General features: G+C 65.7%; 12 protein-coding genes, 2 pseudogenes and 1 riboswitch. Of the genes and pseudogenes, 4 read left to right on the forward strand and 10 right to left on the reverse strand.

Going from position 1 to position 14,398, the window contains the following annotated elements:
* Positions 1-2 precede the first annotated feature (2 nt).
* A riboswitch (yybP-ykoY riboswitch) is annotated at positions 3-164 on the reverse strand.
* A gap of 115 nt (positions 165-279) precedes the next feature.
* The 3 genes and pseudogenes from XBLMG947_RS05030 to XBLMG947_RS05040 all read right to left on the reverse strand — a co-directional run bounded on the left by XBLMG947_RS05030 (position 280) and on the right by XBLMG947_RS05040 (position 3,853).
* Positions 280-1,737 (reverse strand): S41 family peptidase, encoded by a 1,458-nt coding sequence (locus XBLMG947_RS05030; protein WP_065466689.1) that lies wholly within the window; start codon positions 1,735-1,737, stop codon positions 280-282.
* A 130-nt stretch (positions 1,738-1,867) separates the two neighbouring features.
* Positions 1,868-2,992, reverse strand: a pseudogene (locus XBLMG947_RS05035) (helix-turn-helix domain-containing protein).
* A 111-nt stretch (positions 2,993-3,103) separates the two neighbouring features.
* On the reverse strand, positions 3,104-3,853 hold the full coding sequence (locus XBLMG947_RS05040) for an IclR family transcriptional regulator (protein WP_065466676.1): 750 nt from the start codon (positions 3,851-3,853) through the stop codon (positions 3,104-3,106).
* A gap of 179 nt (positions 3,854-4,032) precedes the next feature.
* On the opposite strand from XBLMG947_RS05040, the gene fucP reads away from it, so the two are divergent.
* Positions 4,033-5,334 (forward strand): L-fucose:H+ symporter permease, encoded by a 1,302-nt coding sequence (gene fucP, locus XBLMG947_RS05045; RefSeq protein WP_065466677.1) that lies wholly within the window; start codon positions 4,033-4,035, stop codon positions 5,332-5,334.
* Between the two features lie 2 nt (positions 5,335-5,336).
* A complete protein-coding gene (locus XBLMG947_RS05050; protein ID WP_065466678.1) occupies positions 5,337-5,696 on the forward strand; it encodes an L-fucose mutarotase in 360 nt (119 codons plus the stop codon).
* A gap of 248 nt (positions 5,697-5,944) precedes the next feature.
* On the opposite strand, the gene XBLMG947_RS05055 is transcribed toward XBLMG947_RS05050, so the two are convergent.
* The 5 genes from XBLMG947_RS05055 to XBLMG947_RS05075 all read right to left on the reverse strand — a co-directional run bounded on the left by XBLMG947_RS05055 (position 5,945) and on the right by XBLMG947_RS05075 (position 11,455).
* Positions 5,945-7,267 (reverse strand): L-fuconate dehydratase, encoded by a 1,323-nt coding sequence (locus XBLMG947_RS05055; protein ID WP_065466679.1) that lies wholly within the window; start codon positions 7,265-7,267, stop codon positions 5,945-5,947.
* A 520-nt stretch (positions 7,268-7,787) separates the two neighbouring features.
* Positions 7,788-8,645 carry a fumarylacetoacetate hydrolase family protein gene (locus tag XBLMG947_RS05060; protein ID WP_065466680.1) on the reverse strand — a complete coding sequence of 286 codons (858 nt, stop codon included), beginning with the start codon at positions 8,643-8,645 and terminating at the stop codon, positions 7,788-7,790.
* A gap of 166 nt (positions 8,646-8,811) precedes the next feature.
* Positions 8,812-9,582 (reverse strand): SDR family oxidoreductase, encoded by a 771-nt coding sequence (locus tag XBLMG947_RS05065; protein ID WP_065466681.1) that lies wholly within the window; start codon positions 9,580-9,582, stop codon positions 8,812-8,814.
* Positions 9,579-10,451 carry an amidohydrolase family protein gene (locus tag XBLMG947_RS05070; protein WP_065466682.1) on the reverse strand — a complete coding sequence of 291 codons (873 nt, stop codon included), beginning with the start codon at positions 10,449-10,451 and terminating at the stop codon, positions 9,579-9,581. Before XBLMG947_RS05070 ends, XBLMG947_RS05065 begins: the two co-directional genes overlap by 4 nt.
* On the reverse strand, positions 10,448-11,455 hold the full coding sequence (locus XBLMG947_RS05075) for an aldo/keto reductase (RefSeq protein ID WP_065466683.1): 1,008 nt from the start codon (positions 11,453-11,455) through the stop codon (positions 10,448-10,450). Before XBLMG947_RS05075 ends, XBLMG947_RS05070 begins: the two co-directional genes overlap by 4 nt.
* A 252-nt stretch (positions 11,456-11,707) precedes the next feature.
* Between XBLMG947_RS05075 and XBLMG947_RS24105 the strand changes: the two are divergent.
* Together XBLMG947_RS24105 and XBLMG947_RS05085 are read left to right on the forward strand one after the other, a co-directional pair.
* A pseudogene (locus XBLMG947_RS24105) lies at positions 11,708-11,836 on the forward strand (family 43 glycosylhydrolase); the annotation flags it as partial.
* Positions 11,837-12,346: 510 nt separating this feature from the next.
* Positions 12,347-12,874: a hypothetical protein gene (locus XBLMG947_RS05085; RefSeq protein WP_245228105.1), complete on the forward strand. Its 528-nt coding sequence runs from the start codon at positions 12,347-12,349 to the stop codon at positions 12,872-12,874.
* 95 nt (positions 12,875-12,969) lie between these two features.
* Here the strand turns inward: XBLMG947_RS05085 and XBLMG947_RS05090 are convergent, their stop codons facing one another.
* Positions 12,970-13,638 (reverse strand): response regulator transcription factor, encoded by a 669-nt coding sequence (locus tag XBLMG947_RS05090; protein WP_065466684.1) that lies wholly within the window; start codon positions 13,636-13,638, stop codon positions 12,970-12,972.
* Between the two features lie 269 nt (positions 13,639-13,907).
* A partial coding sequence (locus tag XBLMG947_RS05095) for an AMP-binding enzyme (RefSeq protein ID WP_139074357.1) occupies positions 13,908-14,398 on the reverse strand: 491 nt, incomplete at its 5' end.

Consider the following 14,398-nt stretch of genomic DNA (forward strand, 5'->3'; position numbering starts at 1 on the left):
GGGTTGGGCGCGATCACAACGGCATGCGCCCGCGCCAACCATCGTCGTACGCGCATGCCGCTGGTCTCGCCAAACCGAAACTGGTTGCCTGCACCACGGCGCAATGGCCGAGCATGTTGATGCAGGCGCTTTCGATACACGAAAGCAGGCTACTCCCCAAGGGGCGCGCAGTGTACCAACGCATTGCGGCGGTCGGTGCGTTTGCACTGCACGCGAAGGTCGGTCTGATCTTTATAGCCTTGGCTATGCGGTGCGTTTCCGGCCTGCCTGCGGCGGTATTCAATCACCGCGCAGCAAGGCGCGCACTGCGTCCATGTCTACGTCGCGACCATGTTGCAGATCCTGCGCGGTGAGGTGTACTGACACGTCGGGTAACACGCCGCGATCTGGCTGCGCGCTGGTTGGAAACTGCCCGACCAGCGGCATGTCTACTTCGATCTTCGAGTTGGGCAGGTGGAGGAAGAAAAACGCACTGCCGTTGATGCCGCGCAGGTTGCCGCCGGTGGGCTGGCCGACCAGCGTGGCCAGGCCATTGCGCTGCAGCTGCTGTGCAAAGTCGAAGGTGGCCGAGCTGTTCTCGGCGCTGGTCACCACAAATACCCGGCCGTTGAAGTGCGGCGTGCGCAATGGCAGGTAGCGCTGCGCTACGCTGCCGCGCGCGGGGTCGAGCGTGTAGAAACGCCTGTCGTAGGCAACCGCACGCGCGCGCCAGTCGCGGAAGGACCGGTCCCAGGTGGTGACATACGGCGCCAACGCATCGGGTAAGCGCCGATAGCGCACCAAGTGGCGCAACGGCGGCACCGCCACCTTGCCTGCGGCCAGATAGCCCAGCAGCACGCTGCCCACATCCAGCCCGCCCTCGTTGCCACGCAGATCGATCACCAACGCAGGCACTTTGCGTTCGGCAAGGCGTGCGAAGCTGCGGGCGCAAAAGGCATGCCAATCCCAGCGGCTGTCATACAGCGCCCAGTCCGGCATGCGCAGAATTGCCAGATCGGCCGAGTCCATCGCCAGCGTCCAGGCCGGCGTTGCGCTGTCGCGTGCACGCTGGGGTGCCATTGCGTTGCGTTGGGCCGTGTCGATGCCGCTTACCCGTAGCGCGCGTCGCACGGTTGCACCCGGCGTGCGCACCTCCAGCACCGGGTTGGCGGAGATCTGCGGAAACAGCAGCGGCAGATACACATCGAAGGCCTCGATGCGCGCAAACCCCTGCATCTCCATCTGTGCAATGCGCTTGGCATCGTTGTTGCCGTCGGCGCGCGCCACGGTCATCAAGGCCGCCAGAATCTGGGAAGCGGCAACGCCATCGATCGACATCACTTCGGTGCCCGGTACCAGGCCGGGCTGGTCGGACCCATTGCGGCTGACCACCATGCGGCCTTGCAGCCAACGGAAATGAAACGGCAGCAGACGGTTGCCGGGGAACAGGGCGTGCTGGATCGGCTCGGGCTGATTGACGAAATTCGAAAAGCTGTGGCCGCAGCGCACGCTGGCGGTCAGACGCGAGATGGCCAGGTAGGTCTGGCCGAGCGTGGCGCCGTGTTCGAGTTCGGTGCGCAGGTCGGCGAAGCGTTGTGCGACCTGCTGTTCGATCGCGTAGCGGTACAGGCCCGGATGCAGCGCGCCATAGGCCTGGTGCAACACATCGATATCGTCCAGCAGCGCCGGGCCTGCGAGGGGGCTATCGCTGCTCAGTGGTGGCGCTGGTGGGCCGCCGACGCCCCGTACTCCGGCCAGAGCAGCGCAAACCGCAACAGCAAGCGGTGAGGACGGATGCGAGGGGGCATGGCAACTCCTGGGCACGAGTCGCCAGCGTCGCCGGCTGCATCGCAGCGGGCGACTCACATGGCCAATTGCCGTGCGATTTTCAGGATGTGCGACGTTGCGCGCGCCGGTAGTCGCTGGGCGTGCAACCCACCTGCGCGCGGAACACCCGGTTGAAGCTGGCCTTGGAACCGAAGCCGACCGCCAGCGCGAGGTAGAGAATGTCCTCATCGCCCGCCAGTAGGCGCTGCGCCTCGGCGATGCGCAGTGCGTTGACGAAGCCGCTGAAGGTCTGTCCCAGGCCCTCGTTGAGCGCACGCGACAGATAGTTGCTGTTGGTGCCCATGCGACGCGCCAGCTCGGGCAGGGTGAGGTTCGGCTCGCGCCACCAGCCGTGTGCGCTGACCTCGGCAGCCACGCGTTGCCCCAGCGCCTGCCAGTCCTTCTCCACCACCACAGGCTGCGGGGCGGCTGGCGCGGGCAGGTCTCATGTGGGTGCCGGCGGGTCCGGCGTCTGCGGCGCATCGCGCGGTGGGTAGGACGCTCGGGCATGTCGCCAGCCTTCCAGTCCGAGGTAGTAGACCAGCGCGACGGTGGCCAGATACCGCGGAAACTCGTCGAAGTAGGACAGGCGATGCCACAAGCGGTCGCCGGCGGTGAAGCCCAGCCGCAACGCCACCAGCAACGAGGCGGCAACCAGAAAGCCGCGCAGCCACGGCAGCCGCAGCTCCTCGCGCGCGCTGCTGTGGTGCTCCAGCCAGCGCTGATAGGCCAGGGAGTCGCGCCAGGCCAGCAGCAGGTACACCGCCAGCGAGGCCAGCACCAACGCATCCTGCAACTGGGCGATCCAGGGCACCTGGACAGCAGTGTTCCAGGCCCATTTGCGTTGCAGCGGCCAGGTGAACAGCCAGGTGTCGTAGCCGCCTTGCAGCAGTGCCGGCAGCAGATGCAGCGCCCAGCGTGGTGGCAGCTGTTGGCGCGCCAGTTGGCGCACGTAGAGCCACACCAGCGGCCCGATGGCCAGCTCCCAGAACAGCGCGGCGTAGGTCAGGTCCGGATAGGCGTCGTAGGCGCCGGCATAGCCGAGCGTGTAGGGCGTGATCAGCGCCACCACCACCAGCAGTGCCGCCAGGCAACGGTTGGCGATGCGATTGACCGGCGCCAGCAGCAACAGGCCGGCACCGAGCACGCCGTGCGCGCTGCCGAGCAGCAGGATGGTGCTCCACATCCCGAAGGTGATGCTGGACATGCGATCCCGCGCGGGCGATCGCGCCGAGTATAGGGGCGATCGACCAGGCCACGGGTCCCGCCTGGACGGTGCGGCGCCGGCTGCGTGCGGCTAGTGCAGCCCGCTGGAAATCTCGGCAGTTGCCGCGCACAGGGCTTGCAACGCCGCTTGCGGGCTGACCAGTGCAGGGCGCCGTTCGATAAAGGGCACGGTAAGCGTGTAGGCCGCACTGCCGCGTTGCAGAATCGGTGCGGTCAGATCGACCACCCCCACCACCGCTTCGCTGGGCTGCATGGCGTAGCCGTCGCTGCGCGCCTGCGCGGCGGCAGCCAGGAATTGCGCGCGCTCGAACGGCACCTCGCTGGCATCGAGCATGTCCAGCCAGCGTGCCTGCACCTCCGGCGGCTGGAAAGCGAACAGCACCAGCCCGGAGCTGGAGTGCGTCAACGGGCGACGATGCCCCGGGCGCACCACCAGGCCCAGGTCGCTGGGCACGTCCATCTGCGCGATCACCACGATCTGGTCGCCGGACGGCGCCACCAGATGGCAGGGCTGGTAGATCGCATCGGACAGGCGCCGCATCACCGGCAACGCGGCCTCGCTGATGTTCTGCACGTGCGGCTGTTGCATGCCGAGCATGAACAGACGATTGGTCAGCACGTAGTCGCCTTCGCCATCGCGGGTGAGATAGCCGCGCTCTTCCAGCACCTGCAGCATGCGGAAGATCTCCCCACGCGAGCGGCCGATGCCCTGCGAGATCGCGCCCATGCTCATCGGCTGCGCCTGGCGGGCGAGCAGCTCCAGGATGTCCAGCCCCTTGTCCAGGGCCGGCGCGCGATACTTGGCGGGTTCGGTGCTCATCCGTTTGCAGGTCCAGGCAGGGTGCGGCGCGCCAGGGTACAGGCAACGCGGGGCGGGGTCAGGTGGTGCGCGGTAGTGCAAATATAAACAAAGATTTTATATTTGCATGGCGCTGGCCTGCGCAGTACGCTCGCTCGATTGCAACGCAAGCGCCACAGCCTTGGGAGGGGAACGGTCGCATGCATCACAGTGACATTGCCGCGTCACCGCGCGGCAACCTGGCGCGTACCGCCATGGTTCCCCTGTTGTTGATCGTCAGCCTGTTCTTTTTGTGGGGCATGGCCAACAACCTCAACGACATCCTGATCAAGCAGTTCAAGAAGGCGTTCGAGCTGACCGACTTGCAGGCCGGGCTGGTGCAGAGTGCCTTTTACATGGGCTATTTCGTGTTCGCGATGCCGGCGGCGATGTTCATGCGCCGCTACAGCTACAAGGCGGCCGTGGTGCTCGGCCTGCTGCTGTATGCATGCGGGGCGTTTCTGTTCTATCCGGCCGCGCAGGTGCACACCTACTGGCTGTTCCTGCTGGCGTTGTTCGTCATCGCCAGCGGGCTGGCGTTCCTGGAGACCACCGCCAATCCGCTGGTGACCGTGCTCGGCCCCGCCGATGGCGCGGCGCGGCGCTTGAACCTGGCGCAGGCCTTCAACCCGCTGGGCTCGATCACCGGCGTGCTGGTGGGCCAGCACTTCATCTTCTCCGGCGTGGAGCACACCCCTACCGAGCTGGCGGCGATGGCGCCGGCCGCGCGCGAGGCGTTCTTCGCTACCGAATCGTCGGCGGTGCAGATGCCGTACCTGATCATCGGTGCGGTGGTGGTGCTGTGGGCGATCCTGATCGCGCTGGTGCGCTTTCCCACCGGCGCGCCGGTGGCAGACGCCGGTGTCGCGCCCAGGCGCGCCCGTTTCAGCGAATTGCTGTGCAATCGGCGCTTCATGTTCTCGGTGGTGGCGCAATTTTTCTACGTGGGCGCGCAGGTCGGCATCTGGAGCTATCTGATCCGCTACCTGCAGGATGCTGTGCCGGGGACGCCGGAAAAAACCGCAGCGACCTATCTCACCATTTCGCTGGTGCTGTTCATGGCCGGCCGCTTCATCGGCACCGCGCTGTTGCGCTATCTGGCGCCCGCGAAGCTGCTGGCAAGTTTTGCCGTGATCAATCTGATCTTGTGCGCAGTCGCCATCGCGCTGCCTGGTTGGACCGGGTTGTATGCCCTGGTGGCCGCCAGCGTGTTCATGTCGGTGATGTTTCCGACTATTTTTGCGCTGGGCCTGGACGGCATGCATGACGATGCGCGCAAGTTGGGCTCGTCCTTGCTGGTGATGTCCATCATCGGCGGTGCGCTGCTCACCGCCGTGATGGGCGCGGTCTCGGATATGGCCGGTATCCATTGGGCGATGGTGGTGCCAGGTGCGTGCTTCGCAGTGATTTTGGTATTCGCGTTGCGCGCACGCCGTGCAGCGCCCGTTATTGCAGGAGCCTGAGCATGCCGCGTCTTTGCTACGTGCTGGATCTGCACGACGATGCGGCGCTGATCGCCGAGTACGAGCGCTGGCATCGGGCCACCGAGGTGTGGCCGGAAGTGGTGGCGTCATTGCAGCAGGCCGGCATCGAGGAACTGGAGATCTTTCGCAGCGGCGATCGGCTGGTGATGCTGATGGACGTGAGCGAGCACTACGATCCGGCCGTCAAGGCCGCGCGCGATGCGGCGGACCCGCGCATCCAGGCATGGGAGCAGTTGATGTGGCGGTTCCAGAAGCCGCTGCCCGGCAGTGCACCGGGCGAGAAATGGCGCCAGGCCGGACGGATCTTTGCGCTGACTGAGGCGATCGACGCGCAGCGCTAGGCCGCGCCCTCATCCGCCCTTCGGGCACCTTCTCCCGCAGGCGGGAGCAGGGTGTGATTCGGTTTGGCTCGGGCGTGGTGGGGACGGCTGCGCCATGGACCACCGCCGGGCATCTGCAGTGCGCTGCGGTCAGCGGTTGGCGTTCCGCGACGTCAAAGACCTATGACCCCGCCGTCCCGGACGACCGACGCCTTCCTTCTCCCGCGCGCGGGAGAAGGTGCCCGCAGGGCGGATGAGGGAACGCGGGCTCAGGCCTTTGCACTGGCCGCCAGATCCTCAACCCAGAACCGTCCGCCCGGATAGCTGAATTCCGCAATCGAGGCGGCATGCATTTCTGCGGAAAAACCCGCGGCCTCCGGCGCGAGATAGCGGCCGTGGCGGATGCGCACCGGGTCGAGAAAGTGCTGGTGCAAATGGTCGACGAATTCGATGGCGCGGTCTTCCATCTTGCCGGTGATGGCGACGAAATCGGCCATGGCCAGGTGTTGCACCAACTCGCACAGACCAACACCGCCAGCGTGCGGAAACACGCGGATGTTGAACTTTGCGGCCAGCAGCAGGATGGCGAGATTTTCGTTGACGCCGCCCACGCGTGCGGCATCGATCTGGATCAGGTCCACCGCGCCGGCCTGCAATAGTTGCTTGAACACCACGCGGTTCTGCGTGTGTTCGCCGGTGGAGACCGGCACCGGGGTAATGCCCTGACGGATTGCGGCATGGCCAAGCACATCGTCCGGGCTGGTGGGTTCTTCAATCCAGGCGATGTCGAATTCGGCCAGTTGGCGCATCCAGTCGATCGCCGGGCCCACGTCCCAGCGCTGATTCGCGTCCACCGCCATCGCAATGTCCGGGCCGATCGCCTCGCGCGCCAGGCGGCAGCGACGGATATCGTCTTGCACGTTGGCGCCGACCTTGAGCTTGATGGTGCGGAAGCCATCGGCCACGGCTTCCTTGGCCAGCCGCACCAGCTTCTCGTCCGAGTAGCCGAGCCAACCGGGCGAGGTGGTGTAGGCGGGGTAGCCCTGCTCGATCAGCGTGGCGATCCGTTGCGCGCGCTGTGGCTGCGCATTGCGCAGGATGGCCAGCGCTTCGTCGCGGGTGAGCGCGTCGGTGAGGTAGCGGAAGTCGATGGTGTCGACCAGCTGCTCGGGCGTGAGCTCGGCGATGTAGCGCCACAGCGGCTTGTTCGCCGCGCGTGCGGCCAAGTCCCAGGCGGCGTTGATCACCGCGCCGATGGCCATGTGCATCACGCCTTTTTCCGGGCCCAGCCAGCGCAGTTGCGAATCGTTGGTGAGCCGGCGTGCGAAGGCACCCAGGTCGGCGATGACGTCTTCCACGCGCAGGCCCACCACGTGCTCGGCCAGTGCGGCCACTGCAGCGGTCTGCACGTCGTTGCCGCGGCCAATGGTGAACACCAGTCCGTAGCCGGCCAGGTCATTGGGTGCATCGGTGCGCAGCACGACGTAGGCCGCCGAGTAGTCTGGATCGGGATTCATCGCATCCGACCCATCCAGCTCGCGTGAGGTGGGGAAGCGGACGTCGTGGGTTTCGAGGGCGATGATGGTGCGCATGAAAATCCTGGGCGGTGAAGGGTGGAAGAAGAACGGACCGACAAGAACGGAAACACGGAATTGCTTAAGCCCCTCTTCCACTGGGAGAGGGGTGAGGGGACGAACGCGTAGCGCCGGTCGTGTTGACGCATGGCAGGGCCCGTGCGTTTGCAGCTCAAATCACTGAATCGACTGCACGACCAATCTGCGTATCGCTATCGAAGCGCTGCAACGTTTGAACATTCCACGCGGCCGCCGACTCGCTAAAACGACATGCTGATGCTGCGTTAGCACCAGCACCGAGGTAGCACGCCAAACAACAGCGGCATTGAGTCGATTTGCGCGACGACGTGGTGCCGTACCCTCACCCCGACCCCTCTCCCGACGGGAGAGGGGCTTGAGCTACAGCGCGCACCCAGAGTTGCTCGGCGACGTCTACGTTTGTTGTTCGGCTTTTGCTGCAAAAGAAGGGTCTGAGTGGTGGAGCGCACCGCGTTACCAAGTTCTCAATCCCGCAACGCTCTCCTGCAGGCATGCGGCCTCAAGCCGCATCGCGCGGATGCGCCACCACCGGTTGGCGCTGGCGACCCAGGCCTTCGATCTCCAGTTCCATGACATCGCCCGGCTTCAGATACACCGGCGGCTTCTGGCCCAGGCCCACGCCCGGCGGCGTACCAGTGCTGATCACATCGCCCGGCATCAGCGTCATGTAGCGGCTGATATGGCTGACCAGTTCGGCCACGCCGAACACCATCGTGCGGGTGCTGCCGTTCTGGTAGCGATGACCATTGACCTCCAACCACATCGACAGGTTCTGCGGGTCGGCGATTTCATCGCGCGTCACCAGCCACGGGCCGATCGGGCCGAAGGTGTCGGCGCTCTTGCCCTTGACCCATTGGCCGCCGTGTTCGAGCTGGAATTCGCGCTCGGACAGGTCGTTGATCACCGCATAGCCGGCTACATGGTTCAGCGCCTCGTCCAGCGCCACATCGCGTGCCACGTCGCCGATCACCACACCCAGTTCCACTTCCCAATCGCTCTTCACCGAGCCGCGCGGGATGATCACGGTGTCGTTGGGGCCGCACACGGCGGTGGTGGCCTTCATGAAAAGAATCGGCATCTTGGGTACTTCCATGCCCGATTCGGCGGCGTGGTCGGCGTAATTGAGCCCCACGCAGATGAACTTGCCGATGCGGCCCACGGCGGCGCCGTAACGCTGTTCGCCTTGGATCAACGGCAGCGCGGAGATATCCAGCGCGCGCAGCTTGTCCATGCCGGCATTGGTGAGGTGCTCACCGGCGACATCGTCGATCACACCGCTGAGGTCGCGGATGCGGCCGTCGCTGTCGATCAAGCCAGGACGTTCGTGGCCTTCGGCGCCAATGCGTACGAGTTTCATGCGGTCTTCCTTTGCAGGTGAGGAGTGGAGCGGCTAGCGAACCTAGCGCGCATGCATCAGGTGGGTAAGGACGGTGTGCTCACATTGAAGCGCACGCGCGACAGATCGCGCTTCCAATCGCTGCGCCCGCGTGTTGTGCGGGCGGCAGCGTGCGTCTTGGCCGCGCTCAGTTGGACCAGCCGCCATCGATGATGTGGGTCTGGCCGGTGGTGAACGAGGATTCGTCCGAAGCCAGGTACACCACCAGCTGCGCAATCTCGCGCGGGTCGCCCAGGCGGCCCATCGGCTGGCGATCGGTGAAGCTCTTCCACACCGCCTGTTCGTCGCCACCCAGCGCCTTGACGCGCTGGCCCAGCGACGGCGTCTTGATGGTGCCGGGGCAGATTGCGTTGCAACGCACGCCCTGCGCCACGTAATCGGCGGCGATCGCCTTGCTCAGGCCGATGACGGCGGCCTTGGTCACGCCGTAGACGAAGCGGTTCGGCACGCCCTTGATGCTGGAGGCGACCGAGGACATGTTGATGATGCTGCCGCGGCCGCGTTCGAGCATGCTCGGCAACACCGCTTTGCAGGTGTAGTACATCGCATCGACATTGATCGAGAACGAGCGGCGCCAGGCCGGTTCGTCGCAATCGAGAATGCTGCCCTGATGCACGAAGCCGGCGCAGTTGAACAACACGTCGAACGGGCCATGTGCCTCGATCAATGCGGTAATCGCGGCCGCGTCGGTGACGTCGAGCAGCTGGGTGGTGATGGCCTCCGATTCGGCGGCCAGCGCCTGCAAGGCGGCGGCGTCGATGTCGGTGGCAATCACCTGTGCGCCGGCACGCGCGCAGGCCAGCGCGCTTTCGCGGCCGATGCCGGCACCGGCGGCGGTGATCAGGCAACGCTTGCCCTGCAGACGGGTAGTGGGAGTGGTGGGGATCGAGACAGTCATACCGATGGGGTTCCTTGGGTTGGGGCCGCCGACCGTGGCAGACGATAAAACATGCGTGCGTTTTCGCCGAACACCGCATCAGCGCGTTCGGCGGCATGACGGGTAACGAGTTGCTGCGCGAGATCGAACCACTGCGCGTAATCGGCGCGCAGGGTCAGCACCGGCCAGTCGCTGCCCCACAGCAGCCGCTGCGGGCCGAAGCGGGCGAACAGATGCGCGACATAGGGCTCCACTGCATCGATGCCGGCGCCGCGCGCGGCTTCGGTCAGCAGGCCGGAGAGTTTGCAATGCACGTTGGGATGCTGCGCCAGGGCGGCCATGCCGGCGGCCCAGGCGACGAATTCGCCGGCCGCAATCTGCGGTTTGCCGCAGTGATCGACGACCACGCGCAATCCCGGATGGCGCTTCAAGCGCGCCTGCAGCGCCGGCACGTGTGCGGCAAGGATCAGGGCGTCGAAGGCCAGATCGTGCGCCAGCAATGCATCGAAGGCGGCATCCAGTGCGGGATCGGCCAGCCAGTGCACGTCGGCGATGTCCTGCACCATCGGGCGCAGGCCCTTGAGGACGCCGCCACCGGCACGCACCAGCGCGCCGATACGTGCAGCGGCATCGGGTGCAGCAAAGTCGGCCCAACCGACCACGCCGGCAATGCGCGCATCGTCGTGGGCCAGCTCGAACAAGTAAGAAGTCTCCGCCTCGGTCGCGGCAGCCTGCACCACCACCACGTGCTCGACCTCGGCGGCGTCCAGCGCAGTGCCGATGTCGTCCGGGCCGAAGTCGCGGTACAGCGGCGCCAATGCCGGCGTGAGCCAGTGGTAATCGCCACGGGCCAGGTGCCAGAAGTGCAGATGCGCGTCGACCCGGCTCATGGCGTGGGCAGGTCCGCCAGCAGACCATCGTCGCGCAGGCGCTGCCAGAGTTCGGCTGGAATCGCAGCCGTAAGCCGCGTGGCAGCCGATTGCACTTCGGTCACGGTGCGCATGCCGGCCACCACCGTGGTCACCGCCGGATGCGCCAGCGGAAACTGCAAGGCGGCCGCACCGATGTCCACCCCGAATGCCGCGCAGGCCGCGTACAGACGCTGTGCATGCTGCAGCGTGGCGGCATCGACCGGGGCGTAGTTGTAGGTGGCGCCAGGGCCGCGTGCGTCGCTGAGCAGGCCGGAGCTGTACGGGCCGGCCGACAGGATCGCCACGTTGCGTTGCTGCGCCTGGTCCAGCAACGCGCGCGCGCCGTGCTGTTCTAGCAGCGTGTAGCGGCCGGCCAGCATCACGCAGTCGAGCGGAAAACGCGGCAACACGTCCAGCGCCACGCCCTGCTCGTTGACACCCAGCCCGATCGCTCCGCAGGCACCGGCCGCCTTCAGTTCCGCCATCGCCGGCAAAGCCTCCTCCAGGGCCTGGCGCAAGACGTTGGCGTGGTTGTCGCCATGGGTGAGCGCACCGATGTCGTGCAGCAACAGCACATCGATGTAGTCGGTGCCCAGGCGCTCCAGGCTGGAGGCGAATGCGCGACGCACGCCATCGGCGCTGTAATCGAATTCGGCGCGACGACCGGCCACCGCAAAGCCGTCGCGGCCGGCGGCGGCCTGGGCGTCGTCGTAGATGCAGCGGCCGACCTTGGTCGACAGCGTGTAGGCCGCGCGCGGGACGCCGGCCAAGCCCCGGCCCAGGCGCGCTTCGCTCAAGCCGTAGCCGTAGTAGGGCGCGGTATCGAAATGGCGGATGCCGGCCTCGAACGCGCCTGCGACCGCAGCCAGTGCGTCTGCCTCCTCCACTTCCGTATACAGGTTGCCGATCGGTGCCGCACCGAAGCCCAGCGCCGAAAGGTGCACGTCGGTGCTGCCCAGGCGCTGCCGCGCTACGCCGCTCACGCGCGACGCTCCGTTGGCCGGGCGGGGGCGAAGCAAGCGTGTTGGAAATCTGGAAAGCAGGAACTGAGCATCACAACATCCACCAGCCAGCAGGTGTCCGGCTGTTCGCATATGAATATCGCAATCATCAATGAACAGATCACGCTGCAGTGCAGCATTATCGCGCGGGTGGCTTGCCGATGCCTGTGCAGACACGCATCGCCAGGTCGAATTCCGCAACCGGCACGATGTCGCCCCGTCCGAACGGCAAGGGGCTGGTCTCTTTTCGTAATCTTGGCCGACGACAGCCGCGGGCCAGGGAGCGGGCCGATCGATCCGGAGATCGCTGGCTGCATCGACCTTGGTCACGTGGTGGGGCGAAGACGGCATGGGTACGTATGGCCACCATGCATCGGCGCATCCGCGTGCGCCCGACTAACGATCAGCAGGTGCCGGGAATCGAATAGTGCTTCTATGCGAGCCAGCAGCGGACGCGTCACCCCATCTGCAGGGACGTGTCCGACGTGCATCGCCACGTGTTCGGCGGATTCTGTGCCTGCGATCGGGTGCGCGCGCCGCGCAATAAGGTGAAGTGACGTTGCGCGATGTCTGCTATCGCGCGCTGGCGTCGATGCGCCTCGCACCATGCAGCGATCCAGTCAAACGGCGAGGCCCGGGGGGACCTCGCCGTCAGGTATCACAGCGATCGTCAATGCCCCGCGCCGTGTCAGCGCAATGCGGACGGTGCGAAGAACCGCATGTGCACAGACGATACGCCGATTCCGCGGACTGGCCGGTCCGTCTGGCCGCTACGCAGTCGCGCTATCGATCGCAGTTAACCGCAGCAGTAGCAGACGTTGCCCTGGCCCAGGTCGCCGCCGAATTCCGGAACTGGCCGTGGCATAGAGTCGTATGCCGCGCGCACTGCACTCCCACGCTCCGATGCCTTTCCCCGTTTGCCTGCTGGCTGTCGCCGCAGGCCTGTTGCTGCCACTGCAGGACAGCTTTGCTGCTGGGTCCGATCGCAACGCGCCTGCAGGTGGTGGCTCAAGCTGCACGGCCGATGCTGACAGCCGCTGTCCGTCCTGGATGCCGTCGCAGCGTGAGATGCGCACGGTGCTTGCCGCTTATTTCTGCGATGCCACCGATCGCGGGCTGGTTCGGCCACGTGTGCATCGCGTGGTGCGCGCGGAGACCTCGCAGATCACGTGCGCTGCCCTGGGGCCGGAAACCAATTCCAATATCGCGTGTGGAGGCGAGATGTATTTCGTCGGCCCGGACGGTCGCATCGACGACATCACCTTCAGTCCGACCATGCACCGTCAGGACAATGGACGTTATGCGGTCTATGAAGGCGAGGACGAAAGTGGAAACGAAGTGTGGCATGTGCCCGCCCCGCAAAGCGCGTCGAAGGTCTGCACGGGCCAGCCGTTGCGCTGATTGTCGTGCGGCAGATGCCACCCGAGGCGGGTCATGCTGCGACGATCGGTCTGCGCGGATGGTGCGCGGTGCGCTCCGCCATCGCTGCGTCGCGCTCAGTCTTCTTCGGGCGGCGGCAGCACGATGCCGTCGGTATCGATGGCGAGTTTGCCTGCCATCAGCACCGCCTGGGTGCGATTGGTGACGCCGAGCTTGCGCAGGATTGCGGTGACGTGCGCCTTGATGGTGGCTTCGGAGACACCCAAGTCGTAGGCGATCTGTTTGTTGAGGCGCCCGACGCCAAGCATCTGCAGCACGCGAAATTGCTGCGGCGTGAGATCGCGCAGACGCTGGCCAACCTCACGTTCTTCGCTGTCGGTGGGCGGCAGATTCTGCGCTTCGGCCGGGATCCAGCGCTCGCCATCGAGCACCGTGGCCAATGCGCGGCCGATGGTGTCCGAGTCTGCAGATTTGGGAATGAAGCCGAACGCGCCATGGTCGATCGCCCGCCGCATCACCGTGGGTTCTTCGCGCGCGGACACCACCACCACCGGCAGCTGCGGATGCAGCGAGCGTAGATGCACCAGCGCACTGAAGCCTTGTGCGCCCGGCATATTGAGATCCATCAACAACAGGTCCGCGTCCGGTTGCGCATCGGCCAGCGTGTACAGCGCATCCACGTTATCGGCTTCGAACAGTTGCACCCCGGGCATCACGCGCTGCACCGCCCCGCGCAAGGCCTCGCGAAACAGGGGATGGTCATCGGCAATCAGCAGGGTGGTCATGTTGGGGCCGGGAATCGGGAGTGGGGAATCGCAAGAGCAGACGCAAAAGCCAAGAGCGACAGCAACAGCAACAGCAACAGCAACAGCAACAGCGGTGAGAGATGGATGCATTGGGTGCGGATGGTGGATCGGGAACGTCGCGCGCGAAACACCGGTTTACAGAGGTGGGCTGGAGACTGTTTTTACAATCCCCATGCCGCATCTGCGCCACGTTCGCAGGGAACCGCTTCAACGATTCCCCATCCCCGATCCCCCATTCCCAACGCGCCTCAGCGCGTCAAACGTTCGCTCACCAACGAATCCACCACCGACGGGTCGGCCAGGGTCGAGGTGTCGCCCAGTTGGTCCGGCGCGTTCTCGGCGATCTTGCGTAGGATGCGGCGCATGATCTTGCCCGAGCGGGTCTTCGGCAGGCCGGGTGCCCATTGCAGATGGTCGGGCGAGGCGATCGGGCCGATCTCCTTGCGCACCCAGCTGACCAACTCCTTGTGCAGTTCTTCGCTCGGGGTCTCGCCGGCGATCAGGGTGACGTAGGCATAGATGCCCTGGCCCTTGACGTCGTGCGGGAAGCCCACCACCGCCGCTTCGGCCACCTTGGGATGCGAGACCAGCGCGCTTTCCACTTCGGCGGTGCCGATGCGGTGGCCCGACACGTTGATCACGTCGTCCACGCGGCCGGTGATCCAGTAGTAGCCATCGGCATCGCGGCGGCAACCGTCGCCGGTGAAGTAGCTGCCCGGATAGGTGCGGAAGTAGGTGT

It is taken from the genome of Xanthomonas bromi (assembly GCF_900092025.1).
Classification (GTDB): Bacteria; Pseudomonadota; Gammaproteobacteria; order Xanthomonadales; family Xanthomonadaceae; genus Xanthomonas; species Xanthomonas bromi.

Coding starts and splice junctions, on each gene's coding strand:
- XBLMG947_RS05060 (WP_065466680.1), bottom strand. CDS start 8,645: ATGAAACTCGTACGCATTGGCGCCGAAGGCCACGAACGTCCTGGCTTG.
- fucP (WP_065466677.1), top strand. CDS start 4,033: ATGCATCACAGTGACATTGCCGCGTCACCGCGCGGCAACCTGGCGCGT.
- XBLMG947_RS05070 (WP_065466682.1), bottom strand. CDS start 10,451: ATGAGCCGGGTCGACGCGCATCTGCACTTCTGGCACCTGGCCCGTGGC.
- XBLMG947_RS05055 (WP_065466679.1), bottom strand. CDS start 7,267: ATGCGCACCATCATCGCCCTCGAAACCCACGACGTCCGCTTCCCCACC.
- XBLMG947_RS05065 (WP_065466681.1), bottom strand. CDS start 9,582: ATGACTGTCTCGATCCCCACCACTCCCACTACCCGTCTGCAGGGCAAG.
- XBLMG947_RS05085 (WP_245228105.1), top strand. CDS start 12,347: ATGCCGCGCGCACTGCACTCCCACGCTCCGATGCCTTTCCCCGTTTGC.
- XBLMG947_RS05090 (WP_065466684.1), bottom strand. CDS start 13,638: ATGACCACCCTGCTGATTGCCGATGACCATCCCCTGTTTCGCGAGGCC.
- XBLMG947_RS05040 (WP_065466676.1), bottom strand. CDS start 3,853: ATGAGCACCGAACCCGCCAAGTATCGCGCGCCGGCCCTGGACAAGGGG.
- XBLMG947_RS05050 (WP_065466678.1), top strand. CDS start 5,337: ATGCCGCGTCTTTGCTACGTGCTGGATCTGCACGACGATGCGGCGCTG.